This is a genomic window from Haemophilus parainfluenzae (assembly GCF_014931375.1).
Classification (GTDB): Bacteria; Pseudomonadota; Gammaproteobacteria; order Enterobacterales; family Pasteurellaceae; genus Haemophilus_D.
In genome coordinates, this window is record NZ_CP063117.1 from 162,877 (window position 1) to 178,891 (window position 16,015).

Sequence of the window (16,015 nt, forward strand, 5' to 3'; positions counted from 1 at the left end):
TTTATTTTGCGAATTATTCGCCCAAACGCTCTTTAATACGAGCTGATTTACCTGAACGTTCACGTAAGTAGTAAAGTTTAGCTTTACGTACTGCACCTTTACGTTTAACAGCGATAGAATCTACAGCTGGAGAGTGAGTTTGGAATACACGCTCAACACCTACACCGTTAGAAATTTTACGTAAAGTGAATGCTGAGTGCAAGCCACGGTTACGAATTGCAATAACCACGCCTTCGAATGCTTGCAAACGACGTTTGCTACCTTCAACTACCCATACTTTAACTTCTAAAGTATCACCTGGGCGGAAGCTAGGTACGTTTTGTTTTAATTGTTCTTGTTCAAGTTGTTTGATAATGTTAGACATTGTTTGATCCTTTATTGATCCTAGATGTAACTGAAACTAACTGTTATGCTCGGCTTGCGCCTCTTTTAACAGTTTACGTTGTTCGTCAGTCAGAGCTAGGCCTTCTAAGAGCTCAGGGCGTCGGAGCCACGTTCTTTGTAGCGATTGTTTTAATCGCCATTTCCGAATTTCTTCGTGATGTCCCGACATCAGCACGGGTGGTACAGTTAATCCTTCTAACACTTCCGGTCTGGTGTAATGCGGACAATCTAATAAACCATCTGCGAAAGAATCTTCTTCTGCAGAGGCTTGCTTACCTAATACACCGGGAATAAAACGCGCAACAGCATCAATTAATGTCATTGCCGGCAACTCCCCACCGGTCAGAACGTAATCGCCGATTGACCATTCTTCATCGATTTCAGTTTGAATCAATCGCTCATCAATACCTTCGTAACGTCCACATACCAAAATCAATTTCTGATTTTGAGCAAGTTCGGTTACGCCACCTTGATCGAGTTTACGTCCTTGTGGCGAAAGGTATATCACCTTTGCGCCTTCTCCTGCAGCAGCTTTTGCTGCATGAATCGCATCCCGTAAAGGTTGCACCATCATCAGCATTCCCGGACCACCACCATAAGGGCGGTCATCCACAGTTTTATGCTTATCGAATGTAAAATCTCTTGGATTCCAACATTCCACCTGCAGAAGATTATGTTTTACGGCTCTACCTGTAACCCCAAATTCCGTAATCGCTTTAAACATTTCGGGGAATAATGAAATCACCCCTATCCACATAAAAAGCCTACTACATTACGTTTATGCATACTTGAGATTAGAAACCAGCGTCCCAATCCACTTCAATTGTTTTCGTGGTGAGATCGACTCTTTTAACTACTTGTTCATACAAAAACGGAATTAACCGCTCTTGTTTCCCAAAAGCATCTTTAGTATTGGCTTTAACCACTAACACATCATTAGAACCGGTTTCCATCATCTCTGTTACGGTTCCCATTGTATAACCTTCTAGGTTGACGACTGAACAACCGATTAAATCGTGCCAGTAATAATCCCCTTCTTCCAGTTCTGGGAATACAGATAAATCCACACCAATTTCAACATTTGCTAAAGTTTGTGCGGCTTCACGATCATCAACGCCTTTTAATTTAACGATGATTTCGTGATTATGATGACGCCAGTTTTCTAATTCCGTTGGCTGCCATTCGCCTTTGATTTTTAAAAACCAAGGTTGATATTCAAAAATGCTTTCAGCTTGTTCTGTTGATGAATAAATACGTAACCACCCACGGATACCGTAGGTTGAGCCTAATTTGCCCACAACTTCAATACGTTGTTGTTCCATATTTTTCACCTATCTTAGTTTAAGAACTAAATCAAAAAGCGAGATTATGCTTTTTGAGCTTCTTTTACCAAAGTTGCAACACGATCTGAAAGTGATGCACCTTGAGCAACCCAGTGGTTTACACGCTCAAGATCAACACGAAGACGCTCTGCATTACCTTGTGCGATTGGGTTGAAGAAACCTACACGCTCAATGAAACGACCGTCACGTGGTGAACGACTGTCAGCTACTACGATTTGATAAAATGGGCGTTTTTTAGCTCCGCCACGAGATAAACGAATGGTTACCATAACCTTCCTCTAAATGTTTAATTACTAAAAGAATATTCTCAAACTCGAAAGTAATTTAAGAATATAGCTTACTTTTTTCTCTGTATATATAGACAAAAAGCCTGAAGATTTTACACTTTTTGAGCAAAAAAGCAAGCCAATAGCCTATTTCTACTTGAGAAATTCACCATAAAAAATGACCGCGCTTCATCACAAAGTGCGGTCAATTTTTCATTCATTTATTGGATTAATAAACCCCTTGAGCCAACATTGCATCGGCTACTTTTACAAAGCCTGCTACGTTTGCGCCAACTACATAGTTAATGTTTGCTTGGCCTTCTGCTGAACCGTATTTTTTACAGTTTGCATGAATATCTAACATGATACGATGAAGCTGTCTGTCCACCTCTTCAGCTGTCCAGTATAAACGTTGTGAACTTTGCGCCATTTCTAAACCTGATGTTGCAACACCACCTGCATTAGCCGCTTTACCAGGGCCAAATAATACACCAGCTTCTAAGAATGCTTCTGTCGCTTCGATAGTGGTTGGCATGTTTGCACCCTCAGCAACCAATTTCACACCGTTTGCAATTAGAGCTTTAGCGTCTAAAATCTCTAATTCGTTTTGGGTTGCGCAAGGAAGTGCAATATCTGCTTTCACTTCCCAAGGGCGTTTACCCGCAACATATTGCAAACCAAACTGTTCCGCAAATTCTTTTACGCGACCACGTTTTACGTTTTTGAGTTCTAATAACGCGGCTAATTTTTCACGATCAAAACCTTCTGGTAAATACACATAACCCGCTGAGTCAGAACAAGTTACGACTTTCGCACCGAGTTCCATCGCTTTTTCAATGGCATATTGAGCCACGTTACCCGAACCAGAAACTAAAACCGTTTTATCTTGGAAGCTATCCCCTTTCTCTGCAAGCATTGCTTGGGCAAAATAAACCAATCCATACCCCGTTGCTTCAGGGCGTATTAAGCTCCCACCGAATGAAAGACCACGACCAGTAAAGACACAAGCAGCTTGGTTTGATAATTTTTTCATATAGCCTGCAAGATAACCGACTTCGCGACCACCCACACCTATATCTCCCGCAGGCACATCGGTATCCGGACCTACATGACGATACAATTCAGCCATTAATGCTTGGCAGAAACGCATCACTTCAGCATCTGATTTGCCTTTAGGATCAAAATCAGATCCCCCTTTTGCACCGCCCATTGGCAATGTGGTTAAGGCATTTTTAAAGATCTGTTCAAAACCTAAGAATTTTAAGATTGATAAGTTAACGGATGGATGAAAACGCATACCCCCTTTAAAAGGCCCAATTGCACTGTTGAATTGCACGCGGAAAGCACGGTTTACTTGAACTTGACCTTTATCATCAGTCCATGCCACACGGAATTGGATTGCGCGCTCTGGCTCAACTAAACGCTCTAATAAAGCTTCTGAACGGTATTTAGGGTTTGCTTCCAAGAAAGGCCAGATTGACGTGAAGACTTCACGAACGGCTTGTAAAAATTCAGGTTGGTGACCGTCGCGTTGAGCCACTTTTTCAAGAAATGCGTCTAATGATGCTACTGCTGACATAGGATTTTCCTTCTAGTAGTGAGTTAATATGATGTGTGTAACGTTATTTTATTTATCACCGTCTTGTTGCGGCGTGTCATCAATATAACAATAGAAAAATCAACTAGGCAATAGTTTTTTTATAGAAAAAATGAAAAAAAAATAAAAAACGAGAAAACATTTAATATTTCCTCGTTTTTATTAGATGAAATCTAAAATTAGCTCCTAGATTAGCACTTCAAGTTAAAAAGTGCTTATTTATTTTTACCTTCTAAGTAAAGCCATTCAGCGACTTGCTTCGCAAAATACGTCAAAATACCATCCGCACCCGCACGCTTAAAGCAAAGCAATGATTCCATAATGCATTCTTTTTCTTTCAGCCAACCATTTTGAATGGCTGCCATATGCATCGCATATTCACCAGAAACTTGATAAGCAAAGGTTGGCACGCCGAAATAGTCTTTCACACGATATACCATGTCTAAATATGGCATACCTGGTTTCACCATCACCATATCCGCGCCTTCTTGTAAATCAAGAGCCACTTCTTGCAAGCCTTCATTACCGTTGGCTGGATCAAGTTGATAGGTTTTCTTGTCACCACCTTTAAGGTTGCCGGCAGAACCAACGGCATCACGGAATGGACCATAATAATTAGACGCATATTTTGCAGAATACGCCATAATTTGCGTATTGATATGACCATTTTCTTCCAATGCCTGACGAATACGACCAATACGTCCATCCATCATATCACTCGGAGCCACAATATCAGCACCTGCTTCAGCGTGTGAAACAGCCTGTTTAATCAGGATATCTGTTGTAATATCGTTTAATACATAGCCTTCTTCATCAATGATCCCGTCTTGTCCATGTAGTGTATAAGGATCGAGTGCGACATCGGTTAATACCCCTAATTCTGGATAAGCGGCTTTCAATGCTCTCACTGCACGCTGTACCAAACCATTCGGGTTAAATGCCTCATCCGCCATTAAAGATTTTTTATCTTGCTCAACTACAGGGAATAATGAGATCACTGGCACGCCGTATTTCACTAAAAGACCTGCTTCGATTAATAACTGATCGATCGTTAAACGTTCAACTTTAGGCATAGAAGGAACTGGTTCACGATGATTTTTACCTTCAATGATAAATACCGGATAAATTAAATCATTCGCGGTTAAAGTATTTTCTGCCACTAAACGGCGACTAAAATCATGTTTACGTAAACGACGAAGACGACGGGTTGGAAAACCGCCTAAAATTTGTTGAGTCATAATAATATTTCCTGTTTTTATGATATTAAAAGGGCGTATCACCTACGCCCATTTTCTTAATCTTTGTGATTCAAATCACCCTGATTTTCTACCGCACTTGCCTCTTCTTCATCCTCTTTCGGTTGATAGAAACGTGCAACTAACAAGCCTAATTCAAAGAGAAGACACATTGGTACAGCAAGTAAAGTTTGAGAGAACACGTCTGGTGGCGTTAAGATCATGCCAACAAAGAATGCTCCCACAATAATATAAGGGCGTTTTGCCGCCAATGCTTTCGTTGTTGTGACACCTGTCCAGCAAAGCAAAATAATGGCAACGGGTACTTCAAAGCACACACCGAAAGCCAAGAATAATGCTAGCGCAAAATCAAGGTAACTGCTGATATCTGTTGCGATAGCCACCCCTTCTGGTGCAGTTTGCGTAAAGAAACTAAACACGAAAGGGAAAACAACATAATAAGCAAACGCTACACCGCAATAGAATAAAACTGTACTGGAAAATAATAATGGATAAATTAAACGTTTTTCATGTTGATACAGTGCCGGTGCGACAAATGCCCAAATTTGATAAAGCAAATAAGGTACCGAAATAAATACCGATACAATCGCGGTTAATTTAATTGGCGTAAAGAAAGGCGTTTGGATATTGGTTGCAATCATCGTTGCACCCTTTGGCATCACCGCGGTTAAAGGTGCGGCGACAAAATGATAAATATCATTAGAAAAATAAACCAACGCCACAAAAACCACTAGAATACAAATTACACAACGTAATAAGCGGTTTCTGAGTTCAACAAGATGGGTAATTAACGGTTGGGAATCGTCCGTCATATTGCTCATAATTATTCTCTAGGACTTCGCTTCAGATTTCGGTGCAGGCTGTAGCTCCACATCATCCGGCGAATAGTAATCGGATAAACGCTCAGTTAATTCAGCTTGTTCATGAGGTTCAAGTGCGGTCAAATCCACTTCTGTTTTTTCAGATTCCAAAACTTCGGCAGTTTCATTCTCTGCATGTTCTGTGGATGCTGTTTCAACCGGTTTCTCTGCTGTTTCTTGTGTGCTTACCTCAAGTTTTTCCGCAGAATCAGCCGGATTTTCAGCCGCACTTTTAATTTCTTTAATTTGCTCTTCCACCGTTGTACCTGCTGCAGCTGCTTTTTCTTCTAACTCTGCGCGCATTTTTTGAGCTTGCTCTTTCAGCTCTTCAACGGTTTTACTTAAATCTGGGGAAAGCTGTTTGAGATTAAGTTGTTCCGCTTTCTTAATACTATCTTGCAACTCTTGCAATTTAAGCTCTTGTTTTAATTCATTTTGAACATTAGCTGCCAACCCACGGATCGTTTTCACCCAGCCCATTACCGTGCGAATAGCCACAGGTAAACGCTTAGGGCCTAGAACAACTAAGCCCACAAGCATTAATAAAACAAGTTCGGAAAAACCAATATCAAACACGGTTATGCCTGTTCTTTATCTTTTACAGTTTCAGTTTTTTCAGCGGTGTTTGTACCGTCTTTAATTTGAGTAAATTCCGCATCTTTTTTCGGCTCGTCATCAGACATCGCTTTTTTAAAGCCTTTTACTGCTGCGCCAAGATCAGATCCCGCATTGCGTAATTTTTTTGTACCGAATACTAATAAAATCACGACTAATAAAATAATCATTTGTGCTGGGGATAAACCAAACATAGAAAAACTCCGTTAGAATTAAATTGAAAATTTGGGCTTGAATATACTCTTTTTATGCATTTGTCTCAAGAGGTAATTTTAAAAGTGCGGTCAAAAAAATTAGAGGATTTTCAACCGCACTTTAGTCTTATTATTCAGCCAGTTCTGTTTACTCATGAGACAGGAATTATGAAATAACAAAATCCAGTTCTTTCATGTATCGCTCATAACATTGCAAGATGTCCACGATCAAATCCTCTTCATTTGTAATACTCAAAGGATAACCTTCCAATTGAATATTGGTTGAAACCATTAATGCATGATGAACTTGTGCAGTTTCAGGCTCAGGCTTCTCGAACAAGGTAATTTGGTAAAAAAACTCTTCTGCTAATCCATTTTCAATAGAAAGAACCAGTTGATTATTATCACGACCAAAATGCTGCTGTAAGGTCACATTTAAACCATAGGTACCAATGAGTAACTGGCGCAACTCTCTCATTGCCAAAAGTGCCGTTGTTTTTAAATGTAAAATGGCATCATCTCGCTTAGGTTCAATCACTAACTGTCTTAAACGGCTACGCCAGTTTGCACCTGTCCACAAATCTGAAACCTCTGTGGAATAATATTGACGTTCAAGTCGTAAACCTTTCAACAAACTCCATGCCATCACAGACATCAATAGAGCAAAAGGTAAAGAAAAAAACAACATCGTTGATTGGAGTATTTCAATACCGCCAAAAAGATAAAGCACAAACGTAACTGCTGACAATAGCCCTCCCCAGAACATAGATTGCCAACGAGGTGAAACCTGGCTTTTGTCTTCAATCGCGATATTATTAAGCGTATAAATACCAAAGTTAATGGTGACGATAAAAAAGAGTGTGATAATAAATAAAGCTAACGTTTTAGTTAAGCCGGAATAGGGTAAATAACTTAGAAAATCAAAAAGGAGTGACCCCACATTATTTACAGCTTGACCTAATGCCCCCTTAGCAAGATGTTCATTCACCCAAATTGCCCCATTTCCAAATACTGTGAACCATAAAACAAAGAATAAACTTGGCACCATCAATACGCCGAAAATAAACTCCCGTAAAGTTCGTCCGCGAGAAATCCGTGCGATAAAAATTCCAAACCCTGGCGCCCATGAAAACCACCATGCCCAGTAAAAAACTGTCCAATCCATAAACCAGTCTAGATGTTCTACATCATAGGCATAAGCCTTGAAGCCGACTCTAATTAAACCGCTTAAGTAGGTACCAATATTTTCTGTAAACGCAGAAATTAAATATATTGTCGGACCGAATAACAAAACCAGTAACATAAAGAGAAATGTGACGCCTAGATTAAGCTCACTAAGAATGCGGAACCCGTTGGCGATACCCTGCAGTGAAATTAAGATAGCAATGATAAAAACACTCACTAAAATAAGGGGAACCAAATACGGTGAGTTATCCAATAAATGCATTGAATGGAATGCGGCAGCCAACCGAATCGCACTGTAACCTAAGGTTGCGACTACGCCAAATAAGGTGGTACAAATCCCGAGAATATCAATGACATCCCCTACTTTTCCATTAATCTTTTCTTTCAGTAAGGGATAAAAACAAGAGCGTAAAGAAAAGGGTAATTTATAGCGAAATCCGAAGTAAGCTATCGTAAGTGCAATTAATCCATAAATAGCCCAAGCACTGATACTCCAATGAAAAATACTAAAAAATAATGCCGTTCTAACTTTCTCATATTCACCTATTGGTGAAAGAAAATGTGAAAGCGGTTCAGCAACACCAAGAAAAACAATGCCAATACCAATTCCAGAGGTGAAGAGTAATGCAATCCAAGAGCCTAATTTAAACTCTGGTTCTTCCTCATCACTCCCGAGTTTAATATCGCCGTATCGTCCTAACGCCAAGAAAAGTAAAAAGAATAGAAAAAATGCACTCAGTAAAATATAAAACCAGCTAAATTGAGAGAAAATAAATGCTTTCGCCGCAGCAAGATAAGATATCGTTTGCTGCGTATCAAATAAAAGGGCTGCAATAATCGCTAAACTAAAACCTAAACTGCCCCAAATAACATTTGCTTTGAAAGTATTTTGTATCTTCATATTTGTTTTAAGATAAAAAGTGCGGTTAAAAATTAAGAGGATTTTCAACCGCACTTTATTCTTATTATTCAGCCAGTTCTGTTTGCTCGTGTGCCATCAATTCTTGACCCACATCGTCTAGCAAACTTAAGTAACGTTCATAATGTTTCAACATATCGGCAATCAATTCATCTTGGTCCATATATTGCACATCATAACCCACTCGACCATCAAAGAAATAAGTGTATGGCTCATAGGTCATACTATGTTGGATATGTGGCAAGTTATCATCATTAATTAATTGCTCTGACACCTCACGACCGATAGATTTCACCCCGTACATAAAGTCTCGCATCAAATCTTTTTGAATGACTAACTCGACTGCAGGTTCATCTTGATCAAATAACGTGTTAATTTGTACGCTTAAGTCATATTTGCCAATCAACTCTTGACGTAATTCGCGCATAGCCGGTAATACCGTATGTTTAAGGAAACGTAAAATATCTTTTTCTTGCGTTTGGTTCATCATTTGTTCCAAACGTTCTTTCCATTTATCCCCCGTCCAGAAAATACTGGTTGGATTCACTTTGGTATCAAAATATTTTTTATCTGCACTTAAACCTTTCCATAAACTAAAGCACATCAGTAACATCAACATCGCGAAAGGTAATGCCACCAACAAGGTCATTGCCTGCAGGTTTGCCAAACCACCCGATTGCATTAAAACAATCGCGACGACTGACATTAATACACCCCACATCACAGCCTGCCAACGAGGTGCTGCAAGGCTTTTATCGCGTGATGCAATGTTATTTAATACATAAATACCGGAGTCTGCCGAGGTGATAAAGAATAAAGAAATCACCACCAAACTCACTAAACCCGTCACACCAGAAAGCGGTAAATAATCTAAGAATTTAAAGAGTAACGTTTCAGGCGAGGAAATCATTTGCCCTAACGTACCTGCAGCTTCACCATCATTCAACCAAATGGCCGTATTACCAAATACGGTAAACCACAAGATGCCGAACATGCTAGGAATCACCAACACGCCAAAAATAAATTCGCGAATGGTACGTCCTCTCGAGATACGCGCAATAAATAAACCGACAAATGGTGCCCAAGAACACCACCATGCCCAATACAGAATTGTCCAACCGCTAAACCAGCCAGTATGTTCTTGTTCATAAACATAGGTTTTGAAGCTTAATTGGACTAAGTTGCTGAGATAAGTTCCGATATTGTCGCTAAAAGCGGATAATAAATAAAGTGTTGGCCCCGCCACTAAGACGAAAATCAACAAACAGAAAGCTAATGTTAAATTCAGCTCACTTAAGATTTTTACCCCTTTCCCTACACCGGAAATCGCGGAAAATATCGCTAAACTCATTACCACGGCAATTACGACAACTTGCAAGCTGAAGCTATTTTCGCTAATCCAGCCTAATTGATGTAAGCCTGCCCCCAATTGAGAAGCACCGAAACCTAACGTTGTAATAATACCAAATAAGGTAGCAAGTAACGCCATAATGTCGATAAGATCGCCTAACTTGCCATTAATACGCTCTTTCAATAACGGATAGAAACAAGAACGTAATGCCAAAGGTAATTTGTAACGGAATCCAAAGTAAGCCAATGCCAACGCAATCGTGCCATACACCGCCCAGGCATGAATTCCCCAGTGGAATAAGGTGTGTAACAAGGCTTCTTGTTGCTTATGCTCTGCGCTGCCTGTGGTAATATCAGATAAGTAATGCGTCAATGGTTCTGCTACACCAAAGAACATCAACCCTACCCCCATACCGGCAGCAAATAACATCGCCAACCAAGACAGAAAACCAAATTCAGGCTCTTCTTCATCATTGCCTAATTTGATATTACCTAGGCTACTGACTGATAAAATGACTAAAAAGCCCAAAAATACTGAGAATGCTAATACGTAAAACCAACTAAAGTTGGCAAAAATGCCCGATTTAGCAGCATTTAATAAAGTTTGTGTTTGTTCAGGTGCGATTAAAATCATCGCGACAAGCAACACCACAAAAAATAACGTTGCACCAATCACTAAAGGATTGAACGACGTTTGCTTTTCCATAAATTTAGATAAAGACAACGCTTCCCCCTTAAAAATTAAGTGAATAAAAATAAAATCAGATTAAATAAAATAAGGCTTTAAGCCCTAAATGGTGAGATGGAACCATCGCAAATGATAGCACGGAGAAGTGCGATTTTGAAGGAAACGCTCAGTAGGATTTGAGTGGATTGTTTCCAAATACGAAATATATATTATCAAAATATCAATATTTTTTCAAATTGCCTAAAATTGAAAAATCATGAAAGAAAAAGTGCGGTCAGAAAATCTTTAAATTTCTGACCGCACTTTATTGAATATAGACTAAATTCGTTCTTCGATAATGCCGCCACCTAAGCAGACTTCATCTAGGTAAAACACGGCTGATTGGCCTGGTGTGACCGCTGCTTGTGGTTCATCAAAAATCACTCGGATGCAATCATCATTAATTGGCTCAACCAAACAAGCGATGTCCGTTTGACGATAGCGCGTTTTAACCGTACAACGGAATGCTTCACGTACTGGTTCACGATTTACCCAGTGGAGCTGTTTAGCAATTAAGCCTTTAGAGAACAAACGTGGGTGATCATGTCCTTGTGCCACAATCAATTCATTGTTTTCGACATCTTTATCTACTACATACCAAGCTTCATCACCAGCATTTTTTAATCCACCGATACCCAGCCCTTTACGCTGTCCGAGTGTGTGATACATCAAGCCTTCATGGCGCCCAATAATCTCGCCATCTACGGTACGAATATCGCCCGGTTGTGCAGGCAAATAACGCGCTAAGAAATCCTTAAACTTACGCTCACCGATAAAACAAATTCCCGTAGAGTCTTTTTTCTTCGCAGTAATTAAACCTAAATCTTCTGCAATAGCACGTACAATTGGCTTTTCAATTTCACCAACAGGGAAAAGGCTTTGGCCTACCTGATTTTTACTCAAAGTATAAAGGAAATAGCTTTGGTCTTTGTTGCTATCTAAACCACGCAATAGCTCTGCTTGATTATCTGCACCACGACGACGTACATAATGGCCGGTAGCAATATAGTTAGCGTCCAAATCTTCTGCTGCATATTCCAAGAAAGCTTTAAATTTAATTTCTTTATTGCACAAAATATCCGGGTTTGGCGTACGACCGGCTTTGTATTCTGTTAAGAAATGTTCAAACACGTTATCCCAATATTCCGCCGCAAAATTGATTTTATGTAGCTTAATACCTAGTTTGTCGCATACTACCTGGGCATCAGCAAGATCCGCTGCTGCTGTACAATAATCGGTATCGTCATCTTCCTCCCAGTTTTTCATAAACAGGCCTTCCACTTGGTAGCCTTGCTGTTGAAGAATAAACGCAGATACGGAGGAGTCTACCCCACCAGACATACCACAAATGACTTTTTTAGTGGCATTTTCGGCAAGTTGTTCTGCACTCAAGGGTGCGAAATGTTGATTATAAGTATTTGAAGTTAACATAAGTCTCCCGTAACTTCGGTTAAGGCGAAGCACATTGGTGATAATGATTAAAACATAGCGGAATGACTTCCGCCCCATAAATTAAGGTTATTGCACAAAGTGCGGTTGATTTTGAGTGAATTATTTCACTTCATAAAATTGCGAATTATCGTCTTTCTTCGCAAATTTTTGTTCGTATTCAGCTTTGGCATTTTCATCGCCAGCATCTAATTTTTCTTGTAAAGTGTCGCAAGGTTTATCGCAGTCACAGGCTTTAGCGATACCGAGTGATGAAAGTCCGCCACAGCTGCCCTTTAAGCTTTGTTTTTTAAAGATAAAGCCCACAGACATTAATACAATAATGGCCACAAAAGCGATTAGGGTAAAAAATAAAGTTTGCATGATTATTCCTTATTTGCGAGTAACTTTTGGAAGGCTGAAGACATTTTTGTTTCAAAGCCTTGTTCCGTTTTCATAATTAAATAAACCGGAATATTTTCTTTCTCAGCCACTTCCAATGCTTTATCTTCACCAAGTACAAATAGGCCTGTAGATAAGCCATCAGCAGTCATTGAGCTTGGTGCAAGCACGGTAATTGAGGCTAAATGATGCTGAATTGGATATCCCGTTTTTGGATCGATTTCATGAGCAAAGCGTTGACCATTTTCCTCAAAATAAATACGGTAATCGCCAGAGGTCGCCATCGCCATATTATTTAAACCTATCACTTCTTGAACGGCTCTTTCACCGGTATTATTCGGTTTTTCAATGGCGATTTGCCACGCTTTATTTTCGGCATTTTTACCTTTTGCACGGATTTCTCCGCCAATTTCCACCATATAGTTTTGTACGTGATTTTGCTCTAAAACATCCGCAACTTGATCCACACCAAAACCTTTAGCAATAGATGATAAATCAATATAAACCTGTGGCACGGCTTTACTTAAAGTTGGGGTTTTACCGCTCATATCAAGGTGAATTTTATCAATTCCCACCCAACTTTGACGTTCAGCAAGTTGCTCTGGGGTTGGCTTACGTTCTGGGCGTTTTTCTGGCCCAAAGCCCCATAAATTTACTACAGGCCCTACTGTCACATCCAATGAACCCTCAGTAACCTGATTTAAACGAATCGCTTCTTGTAATACTTTGGCAAAGTCCGCAGAGATGTCAATTGGCGTATTCACTTGTGTATTTTGATTAAAACGGCTCAATTCGGAATCTTTAATGTAAGTGGACATTTTCTGATTCACATCTTTTAAAACCACTTCAATCTGCTCATGTGTTTTTTCAGCATTTTCTTTAACTGAACCGTCATCAATGTAGCGGATATGGTAAGTGGTTCCCATGGTTTTACCGCTAAGTGAAATAATTTCCGGATCTTTTTGACAGGCCGTCAACAGGGTAAATAACACCAGTAAAAACAGTGGTTTAGCTTTCATATTATATTTGATATATTTCAGCCAATATCTATATTGTATTAATAGATATTGGCTATTGATTTAAAATTATTGAAGTGTTTCATTAACTTTAGATACATCTTCAATTACATATTTTGCATTAAAGATTAATCCAGGAATTAGTGCATTTGGTTTGTTATTAAAGCATGCAAAAGTATTCTTATATGTTCTAGGTTTAATTACATTATAAGCCGTACCATTCATCATATATACAAGATTACCATTCATAAGACTCAGCTCTTGATTAACTACATTTTTACCAGAAATTCCAACGTTAAAACTTTGAGACTGGTTATCTATCGCAACAAAATATTTACATCCAGCTGATAAACTCATCTCTGCAGCCTTTCTTAGCCCATATCGATAAATAGCACCCCTGCCAGTAAACCCATTTCCTGAAGATGTAACTTCAAAGATAGTATCATCCAATCTAATACCTGTAACGCCCCCTCGCAATCCTCTTTCTTGATAAGGAGTTGAACAAGCTGTTAATGTTAATATAGTAGTCATAATTAAACTTAGAATTAATTTTTTCATTTTATTTTCCTTTAGGTATATAAAATGGTCAAATTTACGGAATTTCCATAAATTTGACCCATATTTAAAATCAACCACCGAAGTCATCTAATAAGATGTTTTCATCTTCAACACCGAGGTCTTTCAACATTTTGATTACCGCCGCGTTCATCACCGGAGGTCCACACATGTAGTATTCACAATCTTCTGGTGCTTCATGATTTTTCAAATAGTTTTCATAAAGTACGTTGTGAATAAAGCCGGTGTAACCTGTCCAGTTATCTTCTGGTAACGGATCAGATAATGCCACGTGCCATGTAAAGTTAGGATTTTCGGCTTGAAGCTGATCAAAATCTTCTACATAGAACATTTCACGTTTAGAGCGTGCACCATACCAGAATGACATTTTACGTTTAGAGTGTAAACGTTTTAATTGGTCAAAGATATGAGAACGCATTGGTGCCATACCTGCACCACCACCGATGAATACCATCTCATTATCGGTTTCTTTCGCGAAGAATTCACCGAATGGACCAGAAATTGTCACTTTATCACCTGGTTTTAATGACCAAATGTAAGAAGACATTTGACCTGGAGGCGCATCAGGTTGACGTGGTGGAGGCGTTGCAATACGCACGTTAAGCATAATGATACCTTTCTCTTCTGGATATGAAGCCATTGAGTAAGCACGGATAATATGCTCGTCCACTTTAGACACATAACGCCATAAATCGTATTTATCCCAATCTTCGTGGTATTCTTCTGGAATATCAAAATCTTTATAGTAAACCGTATGTGGATCAGCTTCGATTTGGATATAACCACCTGCACGGAAAGGTACTTCCTCACCTTCAGGAATCGCTAATTTAAGCTCTTTAATAAAGGTAGCTTTGTTATCATTAGAAATAACGGTACATTCCCATTTTTTCACGCCGAAGATTTCTTCTGGAAGTTCAACGTCCATATTGCCTTTTACATTCACTTGACAAGCTAAACGATAACCTTCTTTTGCTTCACGTTTATTAATGTGAGAAAGTTCGGTTGGTAGAATTTCACCACCGCCACTTTTCACTTTCACTACACATTGACCACAAGAGCCACCGCCACCACAAGCAGAAGAAACGAAGATACCTTTACTTGCTAATGCACCAAGCAATTTGCCACCAGCAGGTAAAGTGATCGCTTTTTCAGGATCGTCATTAATAGTAATGGTGATATCACCAGAATCCACTAATTTTGATTTAGCGAATAAAATAATCGCAACGAGCACTAAAAGGATAACCGTAAATGCCGCAACACCTAATAATAAAATTGAAGATTCGCTCATTTATGCCTCCTTATAACTGAATTCCAGAGAATGACATAAAGCCAAGCGCCATCAAGCCAGCAGTAATAAAGGTAATCCCTAATCCTTTTAAGCCTGCCGGTACATCGGCATATTTCATTTTTTCGGTTAAGCCTGCAAGCGCAACGATTGCTAACATCCAACCTAACCCTGCACCCACACCATAAACTGCAGATTCTGCAAAAGTGTATTCACGTTGTACCGCAAAAGATACACCACCAAAGATCGCACAGTTTACGGCAATAAGTGGAAGGAAGATACCTAATGCGTTATAAAGTGCTGGGAAGAATTTATCTAAAGTCATTTCAAGTAATTGAACAAGACCCGCAATAATCCCGATAAAGGTAATGAAGTTTAAAAACTCAAGGCTTACCCCTTCTACCAATGCGCCATCTTTTAATACGTGTTCATACACAAATTGGTTCGCAGGTACCGCAATACCAAGTACTACGGTTACCGCAACACCAAGACCAAATGCCGTAGAAACTTTCTTAGAAACCGCAAGGAAAGTACACATCCCTAAGAAGAAAGAGAGCGCCATGTTTTCAATGAAGATCGCCTTCACGAATAGGCTAATATAATGTTCCATTG

The 16,015-nt window shown here is 39.4% G+C and carries 17 protein-coding genes; all 17 read right to left on the bottom strand.

Going from position 1 to position 16,015, the window contains the following annotated elements; translation table 11 throughout:
- Nucleotides 1-13: 13 nt before the first annotated feature.
- Nucleotides 14-364 carry a 50S ribosomal protein L19 gene (rplS, locus tag INP95_RS00785; protein WP_005697898.1) on the bottom strand — a complete coding sequence of 117 codons (351 nt, stop codon included), beginning with the start codon at nt 362-364 and terminating at the stop codon, nt 14-16.
- Between the two features lie 36 nt (nt 365-400).
- Complete coding sequence (gene trmD, locus INP95_RS00790; protein WP_005634352.1) at nt 401-1,141, bottom strand: tRNA (guanosine(37)-N1)-methyltransferase TrmD; 741 nt, start codon at nt 1,139-1,141, stop codon at nt 401-403.
- Nucleotides 1,142-1,178: 37 nt separating this feature from the next.
- A complete protein-coding gene (rimM, locus tag INP95_RS00795; protein WP_070590304.1) occupies nt 1,179-1,706 on the bottom strand; it encodes a ribosome maturation factor RimM in 528 nt (175 codons plus the stop codon).
- A 44-nt stretch (nt 1,707-1,750) separates the two neighbouring features.
- Nucleotides 1,751-1,996: a 30S ribosomal protein S16 gene (rpsP, locus tag INP95_RS00800; RefSeq protein ID WP_005697005.1), complete on the bottom strand. Its 246-nt coding sequence runs from the start codon at nt 1,994-1,996 to the stop codon at nt 1,751-1,753.
- Nucleotides 1,997-2,222: 226 nt separating this feature from the next.
- Nucleotides 2,223-3,572 carry an NADP-specific glutamate dehydrogenase gene (gene gdhA, locus INP95_RS00805; RefSeq protein ID WP_070590301.1) on the bottom strand — a complete coding sequence of 450 codons (1,350 nt, stop codon included), beginning with the start codon at nt 3,570-3,572 and terminating at the stop codon, nt 2,223-2,225.
- Nucleotides 3,573-3,805: 233 nt separating this feature from the next.
- Nucleotides 3,806-4,828 carry a porphobilinogen synthase gene (gene hemB, locus INP95_RS00810; protein WP_070590298.1) on the bottom strand — a complete coding sequence of 341 codons (1,023 nt, stop codon included), beginning with the start codon at nt 4,826-4,828 and terminating at the stop codon, nt 3,806-3,808.
- Between the two features lie 56 nt (nt 4,829-4,884).
- Nucleotides 4,885-5,667: a twin-arginine translocase subunit TatC gene (gene tatC / locus INP95_RS00815; RefSeq protein ID WP_197560708.1), complete on the bottom strand. Its 783-nt coding sequence runs from the start codon at nt 5,665-5,667 to the stop codon at nt 4,885-4,887.
- Nucleotides 5,668-5,676: 9 nt separating this feature from the next.
- Nucleotides 5,677-6,282 carry a Sec-independent protein translocase protein TatB gene (gene tatB / locus INP95_RS00820; protein WP_070867831.1) on the bottom strand — a complete coding sequence of 202 codons (606 nt, stop codon included), beginning with the start codon at nt 6,280-6,282 and terminating at the stop codon, nt 5,677-5,679.
- A gap of 2 nt (nt 6,283-6,284) precedes the next feature.
- Nucleotides 6,285-6,515, bottom strand: a complete 231-nt coding sequence (locus INP95_RS00825) for a twin-arginine translocase TatA/TatE family subunit (protein WP_005697873.1) — start codon at nt 6,513-6,515, stop codon at nt 6,285-6,287.
- Between the two features lie 166 nt (nt 6,516-6,681).
- Entirely contained in the window at nt 6,682-8,601 is a 1,920-nt protein-coding gene (locus INP95_RS00830; RefSeq protein WP_197560709.1) for a BCCT family transporter, read from the bottom strand.
- 64 nt (nt 8,602-8,665) lie between these two features.
- Complete coding sequence (locus INP95_RS00835) at nt 8,666-10,693, bottom strand: BCCT family transporter (RefSeq protein ID WP_197560710.1); 2,028 nt, start codon at nt 10,691-10,693, stop codon at nt 8,666-8,668.
- A gap of 282 nt (nt 10,694-10,975) precedes the next feature.
- Nucleotides 10,976-12,127, bottom strand: coding sequence for a tRNA 2-thiouridine(34) synthase MnmA (mnmA, locus tag INP95_RS00840; protein WP_197560711.1), 1,152 nt, complete (start codon nt 12,125-12,127; stop codon nt 10,976-10,978).
- Between the two features lie 120 nt (nt 12,128-12,247).
- Nucleotides 12,248-12,508: a (Na+)-NQR maturation NqrM gene (gene nqrM, locus INP95_RS00845; protein ID WP_049372770.1), complete on the bottom strand. Its 261-nt coding sequence runs from the start codon at nt 12,506-12,508 to the stop codon at nt 12,248-12,250.
- Nucleotides 12,509-12,510: 2 nt separating this feature from the next.
- Nucleotides 12,511-13,545 (bottom strand): FAD:protein FMN transferase, encoded by a 1,035-nt coding sequence (locus INP95_RS00850; RefSeq protein WP_197545886.1) that lies wholly within the window; start codon nt 13,543-13,545, stop codon nt 12,511-12,513.
- Between the two features lie 66 nt (nt 13,546-13,611).
- Nucleotides 13,612-14,100, bottom strand: a complete 489-nt coding sequence (locus INP95_RS00855) for a CC0125/CC1285 family lipoprotein (protein WP_197545887.1) — start codon at nt 14,098-14,100, stop codon at nt 13,612-13,614.
- Between the two features lie 70 nt (nt 14,101-14,170).
- On the bottom strand, nt 14,171-15,406 hold the full coding sequence (gene nqrF / locus INP95_RS00860) for an NADH:ubiquinone reductase (Na(+)-transporting) subunit F (protein ID WP_005698140.1): 1,236 nt from the start codon (nt 15,404-15,406) through the stop codon (nt 14,171-14,173).
- A gap of 10 nt (nt 15,407-15,416) precedes the next feature.
- A complete protein-coding gene (gene nqrE / locus INP95_RS00865; RefSeq protein ID WP_049362633.1) occupies nt 15,417-16,013 on the bottom strand; it encodes an NADH:ubiquinone reductase (Na(+)-transporting) subunit E in 597 nt (198 codons plus the stop codon).
- Nucleotides 16,014-16,015: the final 2 nt, after the last annotated feature.